Annotated in this window: 12 protein-coding genes; 1 reads left to right on the top strand and 11 read right to left on the bottom strand. The window is 70.5% G+C overall.

The window, feature by feature from the left end:
- From SZ55_RS19655 to SZ55_RS19610, 10 genes are all read right to left on the bottom strand, one after another.
- A partial coding sequence (locus tag SZ55_RS19655) for a type I secretion system permease/ATPase (RefSeq protein ID WP_044410251.1) occupies positions 1 to 1,709 on the bottom strand: 1,709 nt, incomplete at its 3' end.
- A 156-nt stretch (positions 1,710 to 1,865) separates the two neighbouring features.
- Complete coding sequence (locus SZ55_RS19650) at positions 1,866 to 2,468, bottom strand: heme acquisition protein HasA (RefSeq protein ID WP_044410248.1); 603 nt, start codon at positions 2,466 to 2,468, stop codon at positions 1,866 to 1,868.
- Positions 2,469 to 2,545: 77 nt separating this feature from the next.
- Positions 2,546 to 5,206, bottom strand: a complete 2,661-nt coding sequence (locus tag SZ55_RS19645) for a TonB-dependent receptor (protein WP_044410245.1) — start codon at positions 5,204 to 5,206, stop codon at positions 2,546 to 2,548.
- Positions 5,207 to 5,353: 147 nt separating this feature from the next.
- The gene (locus SZ55_RS19640; RefSeq protein ID WP_044410242.1) at positions 5,354 to 6,343 is read right to left on the bottom strand and encodes a FecR family protein; all 990 of its coding nucleotides are present in this window, start codon (positions 6,341 to 6,343) and stop codon (positions 5,354 to 5,356) included.
- Positions 6,344 to 6,410: 67 nt separating this feature from the next.
- On the bottom strand, positions 6,411 to 6,923 hold the full coding sequence (locus SZ55_RS19635; protein WP_044410239.1) for an RNA polymerase sigma factor: 513 nt from the start codon (positions 6,921 to 6,923) through the stop codon (positions 6,411 to 6,413).
- Between the two features lie 84 nt (positions 6,924 to 7,007).
- Complete coding sequence (locus SZ55_RS19630) at positions 7,008 to 7,643, bottom strand: SCO family protein (RefSeq protein ID WP_044410236.1); 636 nt, start codon at positions 7,641 to 7,643, stop codon at positions 7,008 to 7,010.
- Positions 7,644 to 7,789: 146 nt separating this feature from the next.
- The gene (gene cyoE / locus SZ55_RS19625) at positions 7,790 to 8,695 is read right to left on the bottom strand and encodes a heme o synthase (protein WP_044410233.1); all 906 of its coding nucleotides are present in this window, start codon (positions 8,693 to 8,695) and stop codon (positions 7,790 to 7,792) included.
- A gap of 23 nt (positions 8,696 to 8,718) precedes the next feature.
- Complete coding sequence (locus tag SZ55_RS19620; protein WP_044410230.1) at positions 8,719 to 9,762, bottom strand: COX15/CtaA family protein; 1,044 nt, start codon at positions 9,760 to 9,762, stop codon at positions 8,719 to 8,721.
- A 21-nt stretch (positions 9,763 to 9,783) separates the two neighbouring features.
- Entirely contained in the window at positions 9,784 to 10,362 is a 579-nt protein-coding gene (locus SZ55_RS19615; RefSeq protein ID WP_044410227.1) for a hypothetical protein, read from the bottom strand.
- On the bottom strand, positions 10,337 to 11,107 hold the full coding sequence (locus SZ55_RS19610) for an SURF1 family protein (RefSeq protein WP_044410224.1): 771 nt from the start codon (positions 11,105 to 11,107) through the stop codon (positions 10,337 to 10,339). The genes SZ55_RS19615 and SZ55_RS19610 overlap by 26 nt, the downstream gene beginning before the upstream one ends.
- A 31-nt stretch (positions 11,108 to 11,138) precedes the next feature.
- Here SZ55_RS19610 and SZ55_RS19605 point away from each other — a divergent pair, with 31 nt between their 5' ends.
- Complete coding sequence (locus SZ55_RS19605; protein ID WP_044410219.1) at positions 11,139 to 11,342, top strand: twin transmembrane helix small protein; 204 nt, start codon at positions 11,139 to 11,141, stop codon at positions 11,340 to 11,342.
- Positions 11,343 to 11,356: 14 nt separating this feature from the next.
- On the opposite strand, the gene SZ55_RS19600 is transcribed toward SZ55_RS19605, so the two are convergent.
- Positions 11,357 to 12,244, bottom strand: coding sequence for a cytochrome c oxidase subunit 3 (locus SZ55_RS19600; RefSeq protein WP_044410217.1), 888 nt, complete (start codon positions 12,242 to 12,244; stop codon positions 11,357 to 11,359).
- Positions 12,245 to 12,261 lie beyond the last annotated feature (17 nt).

The following is a 12,261-nucleotide window of genomic DNA, read 5'->3' as shown; positions in this document are numbered from 1 at the left end:
GCAGGGGCCGGGGCGACGGCGGGCGGTGCAGCGGCGGGCTCGCGCTGCAGGGCCTGGAGCACCCGCGCGGCGGGGCCGAAGGCCTGCATCTGGCCGCCCTTGAGCACCAGCAGGTGGTCGACGCTGGCCAGCAGGCTGGGCTTGTGGGTGATCAGCACGCGGGTGCGGCCGGCTTCGCCCAGGCGGGCGAGGGCGTCCAGCAGGGCGCGTTCGCCGTCTTCGTCGAGGTTGGCGTTGGGCTCGTCCAGCACCACCAGGGCCGGCAGCCGATAGAGCGCGCGGGCCAGGCCGATGCGCTGGCGCTGCCCGCCGGAGAGGCCGGCGCCGCCCTCGCCCAGGCGCGTGTCGTAGCCCTCGGGCAGGCGCAGGATGAGTTCGTGCACGCCGGCCAGGCGCGCGGCCGCCACCACCTGCTCGGGGTCCGGCTCGGCGAAGCGGGCGATGTTCTCGGCCACGCTGCCGGCGAACAGCTGCACGTCCTGGGGCAGGTAGCCGATGTGGTCGCCCAGGCGCTCGCGGTCGGCCTGGGCGAGGTCGGCACCGTCCAGGCGGACCTTGCCGCCGGCCGGCTCGGCGGCACCCACCAGCAGGCGCGCCAGGCTGGACTTGCCGGAACCGGAGGCGCCGATGATGCCGAGGGACTGCCCGGCCTCCAGGGCAAAGCCGATGGCGGCCAGGCAGGGCCGCCGGCTGCCGGGGGCGAAGGCGGACAGCTGCTCCACCTCCAGCGCGCCCCGTGGCGCCGGCAGGGGCATGCCGGCACGGCGTGGCGGCTCGGCCTGCAACAGGGCCTGCAGGCGCTGCCAGGCGTCGCGGGCGCCGCTCCACTGGCGCCACACGGCGATCAGCTGGTCGATGGGCGCCAGCACCCGCGCCATGAGGATCGAGCCGGCGATCATCATCCCCGGGGTGATCAGGTGTTCCAGCGCCAGCCAGGCGCCGAGCCCCAGCACCAGGGACTGCAGGCCCAGGCGCACGCCCTTGGAGAGGGCGCCGACGGCGGCCATGCGTTCGCTGGCCAGCCCCTGGCAGGCGAGGAAGCCACGGTGCTGCGCCAGCCAGCGCGCCCGCAGGCGGCCGAGCATGCCCATGGCGTCGATGGCCTCGCCGTTGCGCAGGTGCCCGGTGGCCTGCTGGCTGGCCTGTTGCGCCAGTTGCCCGGCCTGCTGCAACAGGCCGTGGCTGACCCGCTCGTTGAGCCAGGCCAGGGCCACCAGCGCCAGGGCGCCGACCAGGGCGAAGAGGCCGAGCCAGGGGCTGAACAGGCCGATCACCACCAGGTACACCGGGAACCAGGGGGCGTCGAAGAAGGCGAACAGCGCCGGCCCGGTGGCGAACTGGCGCAGGCTGTTGAGGTCGGCCAGGGCCTGGTCCGGGCTGGCACCGCTGCGGCTCGCGGCGCGGTAGGCGGCGTCGTGGATGCGGGCGTTGAAGGCCATGTCCAGGCGTGCGCCGAGGCGGATCACCACCAGGCTGCGCAGCCACTCCAGCGCACCCATGAAGGCGAACAGGCCGAGGGCCATGAAGGTCAGCATCAGCAGCGTCATGGCATTGCCCGAGGCCAGGACGCGGTCGTAGACCTGCAGCATGTACAGCGCCGGCACCAGCATCAGCAGGTTGATCACGGCGGTGAACAGGCCGACGTTGAGCAGCGCCGGGCGGCTGGCGGCCAGGGCCTGGCGCAGGTCATCAGGGTGAAGGGTGGTCATGGACGGCCCCAGAGGCGCCGGCGGCAGGTTGACGCCCACCCCGGCGGCTCACAGAATTCGCACCCTCCGCAGCCCTCGCCCGCCAAGACTCGGGCTGCGGGGGTCACTCCACGCGAATGGGGGTCACCCTCCATTCGCGTCTCCTTTTCCCGCCGATCAGGCCGCCAGGGCCAGGTCGTCCAACGGCTGCTGCAGGCCCACCGCTTCGGCCGGTGCCACGCTCAGCGGGCCGGCTGCCAGGGCGGCCGCCACGGCATCGAAGGTGCTGGCGGTGGACACGCCGTAGTCGTCCAGCAGGTCGTTCAGCACGCTTTCCAGGGCGCTGGTGTTGCCGCCCATCAGGCCGTAGACCACCTGGTGGACCGCGCCGGCGTGGCCTTCGCTGAGCAGGCTCGACAGCCCCAGGCCGCTGAAGCTGGCCTCTTCCTTGCCCGCGCCGAACTCGAAGCCCGAGGCGGTCTTGGTCAGGTCGCTGCCCAGGGACACGCTGTCCAGGTTGCCGTACAGGGTGTGGGCCGGGCTGGAGAACAGCGAGTAGCTGAGGTTGCCTTCGGCGACGAAGCCGGCGTCGCTGTTGGGGCTGGTCAGGGCGTACTCGGTGCCGCTGAGGGCGCCGGGGTAGAAGCCGCCGGTGTTGACGCCGTCCTGCACCTGGCCGGGGCGGTGGTTGGCATCGCCGAAGTAGCCGGCCCAGTCGGCCAGGTAGTCGGTGATGGTCCAGCTGGCGTAGGTGGCGGAGTAGGAAATCGAAAGGCTCATGCAGTGTCTCCAGTTGAAGTTTCCGCCGCGCGGCACGGCGCTGCGCGACGGCTTTGCCCGTCATGGGCAAATCCGGGTCAGAAGGTGTATTCCACGGTGCCCTGCAGGGTGCGGCCCCGGCCGAGGGTGAAGGCGAGCACGTCCCCCAGGGGCACCAGGTAGGCGCGGTCGGTGACGTTCTCCAGGGCCAGGCGCAGGGTCAGGTTGTCGGTGGCCTTGTAGCTGCCGTACAGGTCGTAGACGGTGTAGGCCTTCCAGTCCGCCGGGTAGACCTGCTCGCGTGCGGCGGCGTCGCCGGCGTCCAGGGCGTAGCCCTCGCTGTAGCGGGCCCGCGCGCCGAGGTCGAGGCGGCGGTCGAGCAGGCGGGTGCCGAGGGTCAGGCTGCCGCGGTCCATGGGCATGTGCTCGGCGCTGCCCATGTGGCCGCCGCAGCTCACCACGGCGTTGGCAGCGGCGTTGGGCACGTAGCCGGTCACCGGCGGGCGGCGGCCGCTGCCGTAGACGGGGGACACCACGCCGCCGAGCCAGGCGTCGTTCGAGCAGTACTCGTTCTCGCCGATCATGTGGGTGTAGGCGAGGTTGCCGTAGTAGGCGCCCATGTCGTAGTCGAGGGCGTACTCGACGCCCCGGAAGCGGGTGCTGGTGCGGTCGTTGACGTAGGCCGACACCCCCAGGGCGGCCAGCCCCACCCCCGGGCGCTGCAGCCCGACCGACATGTAGGTGAAGTCGTCGATGCGGGTGTCGAAGTAGGCCACCTTCAGGCCCAGGGCATCGCCGTCGGTGAAGAGGTTCTGCTTGAAGATGTTGAACCCCACTTCCCAGGACTGGGAGCTTTCCGGCTTGAGGAAGGGGTTGGGGTACATGGTTTCCGCGCTGCTGCCGTGGGGCCGGCCGGAAATCAGCGTCTCGGTCACCGCCGGCGGGCGCCAGCCCTCGCCGTAGCGGGCGAAGAGCTGCAACCAGTCCGGGCCGGGCTTGAGGGCGATGCCGAAGGTGGGCGAGAACGCGCCTTCCTCGCGGTCCACCTCGTAGCGCAGCGGGACGCTGTAGGTGGGGTTGCCGGGGGTGTTGAGGCGATAGAGGGTGATGTTGAAGCCCGTCTCGCCCTCCAGGTGGTAGCGGTCGTAGCGCAGGCCGGCGTCCAGGGTCAGCCAGTCGTCGTAGTCGAGCTGCAGGTTGGCGAACAGGCTGCCCATGGCGCGGTCGCCCTTGGGGGTCATGCCTTCGGACACCGGGAAGCCCACGGCGGAGCCGCTGGCCACGGCCTGGGTGGAGTCGGGGCGGACCTTGTCCTGGAAGTACTCCAGGCCGTAATTGGCCTTCAGGGTGGTGAGTTCGCCGAGCAGGAAGGTGGAGGTGTTCTCCAACTGCAGGCCGTAGGTGTCGGTCTGGTAGGTGATGGCGTAGCCGGCGCTGCTGCCACGGGCCAGGGTGGTCTGCCGGTTGCGGTTGTCGACGTGGTAGAGCTTGGCCTTGAAGTCCACCAGCAGGTCGTCGGGGCTGTAGCTGTAGTCCAGCGCGACGTTCTGCGACACCACGTTGCTGCTGCCGAGCTTCTCCCAGAGCTCGGCGTTCTCCACGTTCATCATGTTGGCGTCGTCGTAGGCCACCTGGGTGCGCAGGTAGCTGAGCTGCACGCGCTGGTCGGCCGGCAGGTTGAGGCCGAGCTTGGCCAGGCGCGAGCGCATGGTGGAGCCGGAGTAGGCCACCGGCGAGTGCTTGATGCGCTCCTCGACGCCGGGGTTGAAGCTGGAGCCGGTGCGCAGCTGGCCGATGCTGCCGTGGGTGCCGGGGTCGTAGTCGCCCAGGTGGCGCTCGCTGGCGGCGAAGAGGAGGTCGCCGACCTCGTTGCCCAGGGCAAAGGCACTGCTGCCGATGAAGTCGGTGCCGTTGGCGTAGCCGCCCAGGCCGGTGGTGGCGCGCACGCGGCCGCCGAACTCCTTGCCTTCGTGGATGAAGTCGCGGGCGTTGAGGGTGCTGAACTCGGCCACCCCGCCGATCACCCCGGCGCCGCCCATGCCGGAGGTGGCGCCCTTCTCGATGGTCACGGCGGAGAGCAGCTCCGGGTCGATGTACATCGTGCCGTTGCGCTGCTGGTGGCCGCTCTGCTGGAAGTTCTGGCGCATGCCGTCGATGTTCATGTTGACCCGGCCGTAGTCCTGCAGGCCGCGGATGTTCACCGAGAGGCCCGGGTCCTGCTGGCTGACGGCGGTGTAGACGCCGGCGCTCTGTTCGAGCATGTCGGCGGCGTGGCGCGGTGGGTTGCGGTCCAGTTGCTCGCGGTCGATCACCGCCACCGAGCGGGGGGACTCGTAGACCCAGTCGTGGGCGTTGGCCTGGCCCTGCACCTGGGTGGCGCCCAGCTCCAGGGCGTCGCCGCTGGCTTCGCGCACCAGGCTGACTTCACGCGGGGAGGTGAAGCGGAAGCTCACCGGGGTGCCCCGCAGCAGGCGGCGCAGGGCCTCGTCGGCGGCGTAGCGGCCCTGCACCGGGGCGCCCTGGAGGTCGGCGAAGCGCGAGGCGTCGAAGATCACCTGCACGCCGGACTGTTCGGCGAAGGTGAGCACCGCCTGGTCGAGGGCCTGGGCCGGGATGTCGAAGGCGACCTGGACGGCTTCGGCGTGGACCTGTTCCACCGCGACCAGGGGCAGGGCCCCCGCGCCGATCAGGGCCCAGTGTCCCCCCAAGACGAGCAGCGAACGGCGGAATCGCCAGCCCATCCCTTTGCGTGCGTTCATCGTGTGTTCCTGTGGCTGCTTGGTGTTGTTCGGTGAATGCAAATCACTCTCAACAGCAAGACGCGCCACTCACGCAAAGTCAGTAAAAGAAATTTCCGCGCGTGTGGGAGGGCAGGCCGCAGGCCCGTCGATACGGGCCCGGGAGGGTCAGTAGAGGAAGGTGGCGCCGGGCACGTCCAGCCGCTGGGCGTGCAGTTCGTGGGTGAGGGTGTCGAGGGCCTCGTCGAGGATGTCGAGGCGGAACACGCCGCTGACCTCCCGGCGCGCCAGGCGGGCGTCGGTGACCACCAGGCGGCGGGTGCGGTAGCGGTTGAGCTGTTCGGCCACCTCGGCCAGGGGCACCCGGTCGAACACCAGCACCCCACGCCGCCAGCTGCTGGCCCGCTGCAGATCAAGCCCGAGCAGGGGCTGGATGCCCTGGACGCGGTCGTAGCGGGCGCTCTGGCCCTCGCTCAGTACCCGTTCACCGGGAACGCCTTCGAGGTTCACCGCGACGCTGTGTTCGAGCACGCCGACCCAGGCCCCTTGGCCGCGCTCCCCCACCAGGAAGCGGGTGCCGAGGGCGCGGGTGGTGCCACCGGCACTTTCCACCACGAAGGGCCGGCGTTCATCGCCACCCATGGGCGCGACGCTGAAGCAGGCTTCCCCGGCCAGCAGGCGGACGCGCCGCTCGCCGTCGCTGTAGAGGACGTCGATGGCGCTGCGGGAGTCCAGCTCCACCTCGCTGCCGTCGGGCAGGGTGACCCGGCGCACTTCGCCGGTGCCGGAGGCGTAGTCGGCCAGCAGGGGCATCAGCAGCGGGCGGCCCGCGTCCACGCCGAGCACCGCCACCAGCAGCAGCGCGGCGACCCCGCTGGCCCAGCGCCAGCGACGGCGCGTGCGGGTGGCCGGGCGCGCGGCGTCCCTGGGTGCGCGGCGGCGCGGCGGTTCACCGGCAGCCGGCTCGTCGGCCAGTTGGCCGAGGGCGTCCCAGGTGGCCTGGGCGAAGGCCAGCGCCTCGGGGTGGCGCGGGTCGGCCCGGCACCAGCGCGCCAGGGCCTCGGCCGTCGCCGGGTCCGGGTCGCCCTGGCTGAGGCGCACCGCCCAGTCGGCGGCTTCCTCGCGTATTTGCTGCTCCCGCAGGTGCTGGCTGATCACGTCGGTCTCTCGTTTCTCGTTATAGGAAGGCTGACGTTCGGGGACGCCATTCACCGTAAACCATCCGTCAGTCGCTCCGCGGGCCGTCCTGCAGGCGCTGCATGACATGGGCGAGGGCCTTGGCCAGGTGCTTCTGCACCGAGCTGTCGGAGATATCCAGCTGGCGCGCCACCTCGGCGTGGGTCAGGCCGTGCAGGCGGTTGAGGCGGAAGATCTCGCGGGTGCGCGGCGGCAGCTCGGCCAGGGCTTCGCGCAGGCGGCGCCGATGCTGCTCGGCGGCGGCCTGTTCGTCCAGGGGCGGGGCGTCTTCGACGATCTCGTGCAGGGCTTCCTGGGGGACCAGGTCGGTGCGCCGGCGGGCCTGCTGGCGCACGTGGTCCACCAGCAGGTTGTGGGCGGTGCGGTAGAGGTAGGCGGGGCCGTTGTCGATGGCGTCCTTGCCGCGCTGCTCGGCCAGGCGCAGGAAGCTTTCCTGTACCAGGTCGGCGGCCAGTTGCGGGTCCCGTACCTTGCGCGTCAGCAGGCTGCGAAGGGCCTTGGCGTGCTGGATGAACAGGCTCTTGAGATCGGGCTCCGACAAGCGCGCTCCCTGGCTTTGACAGGAGAAGGGAGCGCCATCCTAGTTTTATTGAGAATCAATTTCAAATAAGAAATCGATACGGAATCAGCTGGCCGGGGTCACCAGAACCGGCAGCTGTTCCTTGAGCTTCTGGTTGTTCAGCGGGGCGCGGATGAAGCCGCGCTGGGTGCCGTCCGGGCCGATCACCACCAGGTTGCCGCTGTGGTCGACGGTGTAGTTTTCCTTGCTGGTGTCGGCCGGGATGAACGGGATGCTGACGGCATTGGCCAGCTTCTGGATGCTGGCCAGCTCGCCGGTGGCGCCGAGGAAGGCCGGGTCGAAGTAGCCCAGGTACTGCTTGAGCTGCTGCGGGGTGTCGCGGTTGGGGTCGACGCTGACCATGACGATGCGCACGCGGTCGCGCGCGGCCTCGGGCAGCAGGCCCTTGAGCTCGCGCATCTGCGCCAGGGTGGTGGGGCAGATGTCGGGGCAGAAGGTGTAGCCGAAGAACAGCAGGCTCCATTTGTCCTTCAGTTCGTTCATGGCGATCGGCTTGCCGTCCTGGTCGGTCAGGCTGATGGCCGGCACGGTGCGTGGCTGGGGCAGCAGGACGATGCCGGCGTCGAGCAGGCGGGTGGGGTCGGCCTGGCGCTGGCCGTTGAGCACCTTGTTCACGGTCAGGCCCAGGACCAGGGCCACCAGGGCGATGAGGACGAATACGGTTTTCTGCACGCGGGTCATGGTTGCTCTTCGCTTGGAATGGGCGGTGCCGGCAAGCCTATCAGGCCCGGTGGGCCGGGGCTCGTCCGAACGCGGGGATGCGGCCTGCCCCTCGCGGCGCGGGGCGCGAGGGGCGACGCATCGGGACCTGCTCAGGGCCCGGTGGCTCAGACCGCCAGCAGCAGGTAGTGATCCAGCAGCAGGGCGATGAAGAGCAGGAAAAGGTAGGCGATAGAGTACTTGAAGGTGCCGATGGCGGCGTGCGGTCGGCTGTCGCGGTAGAGCCTCCAGGCCCACTGCAGGAAGCGCCCGCCGAGCAGCACGGCGCAGGCCAGGTAGAGCAGCCCGCTCATGTGGATGGCGTAGGGCAGCAGGCTGACGGCGAACATCACCAGGGTGTAGAGGACGATGTGCACCTTGGTGTAGTGCTCGCCATGGGTGACCGGGAGCATGGGGATGTCGGCCTTGGCGTACTCGGCCTTGCGGTGGATGGCCAGGGCCCAGAAGTGCGGCGGGGTCCAGGCGAAGATGATCAGCACCAGCAGCAGCGGCTCGGCGGAGACGTGGCCGGTGACGGCGACCCAGCCCAGCAGCGGCGGGGCGGCCCCGGCCAGCCCGCCGATGACGATGTTCTGCGGCGTGGCGCGCTTGAGGAAGCCGGTGTAGAGCACGGCGTAGCCCAGCAGCGAGGCGAGGGTGAGCCAGGCCGCCAGTTCGTTGGTGAAGCGCAGCAGCAGGGTCAGGCCGGCCACCGCCAGCAACAGGGCGAAGGCCAGGGCTGCCAGCGGCGAGACGCGCCCGCTGACGACGGGGCGCTTGAGGGTGCGCGCCATGATGGCGTCGATGCGCCGGTCCACCACGTGGTTCACCGCCGCCGCGGCACCGGCGCAGAGGGCGATACCCAGGTTGCCGAACACCAGGACCTCCCAGGCCACGCCGGCGCGGGTGGCGAGGAACATCCCCACCAGGGAGGTGATGATCATCAGCAGCACGACCTTGGGCTTGGTCAGTTCCAGGTAGTCCCGCCAGGTGGCGTGGACCTGGGTGTGTCCATGCTGGAGCAGCGTGGCCATGGCGTCTCTCCTTCTTCTTGTCGTCAGGCGGGCTTGCCGGCAGGCAGGCGCAGGGCGGGGTCGCCCGGTTCGGTTGCCAGGGCTGGGGCGCGCACGCGGTAGTTCACCAGCACCAGGGTCAGCAGCAGCAGGGCGCCGCCGCCGTTGTGGGCCACGGCCACCGGCAGCGGCAGGTGGAAGAGCACGTTGCTGATGCCCAGCCCCACCTGCAGCGCCAGCACCGCCAGGAGCAGCCCGGCGAGGCGGCCGAGGCCTTCGCCGCGCAGGCGCCAGGCCAGCACCAGCAGGGTCAGGGTCACCACCAGAGCGCCGAGGCGGTGGGTCATGTGGATGGCGGTGCGGGCGTCGCTGTCCAGCTGGCCGCCGAGGTAGTTGGGGCCGATGTGCTGGGTGAGGTGGAAGCCGTTGGCGAAGTCCATCGCCGGCCACCACTGGCCGTGGCAGGTGGGCAGGTCGACGCAGGCCACCGCCGCGTAGTTGGAGCTGACCCAGCCGCCCAGGGCGATCTGCCCGATCACCAGGGCCAGGGCCGCTGCCGCCAGCCGCCGCAGGCCCGCCGGCAGGCCGAGCGCCGGCAGCGCACCGGAGAGGCGCAGGCTGAGCAGGAACAGCAGGGCCAGGGTGGTGAAGCCGCCGAGCAGGTGGGCGGTGACGACCTGGGGCCAGAGCTTGAGGGTGACCGTCCACATGCCGAAGGCGGCCTGGGTGATGACCACGCCGAGCAGCACCAGCGGCAGGCGCAGGGGCTGGCCGTCACGCCCGCGCCGCACCAGGGCGTGCACCGCAAGGCCGAGGATGGCCAGGCCGAGGGTGCCGGCGAAGTAGCGGTGGACCATTTCGTTCCAGCCCTTCTGCGCTTCCACCGGGGCTTCGGGGAAGTGGCGCTCGGCGTGGGCCAGCTGGGCGTCGGTCTGCGGTACGCCGATGAAGCCGTAGCAGCCCGGCCAGTCGGGACAGCCGAGGCCGGCGTGGGTGAGCCGGGTGTAGGCGCCGAGCAGCACCACCACCAGGGCCAGTACCGTGGCGACGGCGGCGAGGGGGAAACCGGGTCGGGAGGTGCGGGGCATGGCAGTCTCCTGCGGGCCGGATCAGCCGATGTTGGACAGCTTCAGCAGGTGGCGCAGGTCGTCGAGCACGCGCTTGCCGGGTACCTGGCCGTCGTAGCGCAGCACCAGGTTGCCGTGGGGGTCGACGATCCACAGCTGCGGGACGCTGCCGCCGCTGGCCTTGCTGTAGGTGGCCGGGTCGAGGCCGTAGCGGGCCAGGCGCGGGTAGTCGCGCTCCAGGGTCTGGCGGAAGGCTTCGTCGAGGCTGCCGCCCAGGGCCAGGGCGTGGTCGGCGCGGTTGGCTTCACGGCCCAGGCCGATGTTGATCTGCCGGGCGAGGTAGACCAGCTGCTGGCAGTCGGCGGCGCAGCCGGCCGGTGCGGTCACCAGCAACTGCCAGCGCTCGGGGGCGGCGGCGCCCTGCACGCCGAGGTCTTCGCGCTGCTGGCCGTTGCCGATCAGCGTGCCGTGGTAGCTGCGCCCGTCAGGCACCCAGAAGCGCAGGTGGTACATGGCCGAGGCCAGCACCATGGGGCCGATCACCACGGCGAGGATCAGCAGCAGTTGCAGGCGCCCACGGGCGCGGCGCGGGCGTTCAGGCAGAGCGAGGGCTGGCGTCATCAGGAAGCTCCCGTGCTTGGCGGATGCCGAGGTAGAGGTACAAGGCACAGAGGGCGACGGCCATGGCGAACCATTGCACGGCGTAGCCCAGGTGGCGTTCGGGGCCCATGGCCACCACCGGCCAGTCGGTGTCGTAGGCGGCGCTGCCGGGCTCCAGGCGCAGTTCCAGGGGCAGGCCACCACGGCCGAGGCGCTGCCAGAGCGCGGCGGCGTCCACCTGGTTGATCAGTTGCGGCCAGTCGCGGCTCTCCACGTGGCGCAGTTCGAGGCTGGCACCGGGCGGGACGTAGACCCAGGCATCGAGCACCTGGGCGGCGGCGGGGGTGTCGAAGGTCGGCGGGGTGCGGCGGTCGGGCCAGGGCAGCCAGCCCCGGTTGACCAGCACCCAGAGACCGCTGGCGGGGTCGTAGAAGGGTTGCAGCAGTTCGACGCCGGGGCGGCCGTTGCGGATGCGGTTATCCAGCAGGAGGCTGTGCTGGGCGTCGAAGCGGCCCTGCAGGCGCACCCGCATGAAGGCGGGGTCGGGCTGGCGCTCCAGGTCCAGCACGCTCACCGGGTTGGCCTGCCGGCGGGCTTCGTAGCCGGCCAGCAGCTGGCGCTTCTCCTCGGCGCGGCCGAGCTGCCAGAGGCCCAGGCCGACCAGCAAAGGCAGCAGCAGGAGCACCGCCAGGGTGGGGCCCCAGCCGGGTCGGAAGCGCCGGGCCCGGGGTCGCCGGGTGCCCGGGTAGGGCTGGCTATACTGCACGACGTCCCCCTTCTGTCGACGGAGTCGCCCCATGCTCAAGGCGCTCATCCTGGTGTTGCTGCTGGCCATGGTGGCCAGCCTGTTCAGCGGGCTGTTCTTCCTGGTCAAGGACGCCGGCAAGGGCCCCCGCCTGGTGAACGCCCTGACCCTCCGTGTGGTGCTGGCCGCGTCGATCCTGGCGCTGGTGGCCTGGGGCTTCTACAGCGGCCAGCTGGTGTCCCACGCCACCTGGTAAGGCCTGCGGGCGGTTCAGAGCACGTAGACGAAGATGAACAGCCCCACCCAGACCACATCCACGAAGTGCCAGTACCAGCTGGCGGCTTCGAAGCCGAAGTGGTGCTCGGCGTCGAAGTGGCCGCGCAGGATGCGCACCAGCATCACGGTGAGAATCAGGGTGCCCATGGTCACGTGGGCGCCGTGGAAGCCGGTGAGCATGAAGAAGGTGGCACCGTAGATGCCGGAGCCGAGGGTCAGGCCCAGCTCGTGGTAGGCGTGCACGTATTCCTCGGCCTGCAGGGCGAGGAAGCTGGCGCCGAGCAGGATGGTCAGGGCCAGCCAGATCTTCAGCAGCTTGCGGTTGTTCTTCTTCAGCGCGTGGTGGGCGAAGGTGACGGTGAAGCTGGAGGACACCAGCAGGATGGTGTTGATCAGCGGCAGGTGCCACGGGTCGATCACCGCCTTGGGCCCGGGGAACAGCTTGGGATCGGGGGTGTTCAGCAGCGGCCAGGTGTACTGGAAGTTCGGCCAGAGCATGTTGGCCACGCCCTTGGCGCCCTCGCCGCCGAGCCAGGGGCCGGACCACATGCGGATGTAGAACAGGGCGCCGAAGAAGGCGGCGAAGAACATCACCTCGGAGAAGATGAACCAGCTCATGCCCCAGCGGAACGAGCGGTCCATCTGCGGGCTGTAGAGCCCGCCGCGGCTTTCCTTGATCACCGCGCCAAACCAGCCGAACAGCATGTAGGCCAGGCACAGGGCGCCGATGAAGAAGATCAGCGGGCCGTTGGACTCGGGCCGCGCGGCCTTGAGGTCGTTGAACCAGGTGCCCAGTCCGTAGACGGTGATGAGCATGCCCAGGGTGGCGATGATCGGCCACTTGCTCTGGGCGGGGACGTAGTACTGCTCGTGGCTAGCCATCGTGTCGTTCTCCTTGC

The organism is Pseudomonas sp. FeS53a, assembly GCF_000931385.1.
GTDB classification, from domain to species: Bacteria; Pseudomonadota; Gammaproteobacteria; order Pseudomonadales; family Pseudomonadaceae; genus Metapseudomonas; species Metapseudomonas otitidis.
Note: the sequence above shows the minus strand (reverse complement) of the source record. Positions and strands in the feature narration are given on the sequence as shown.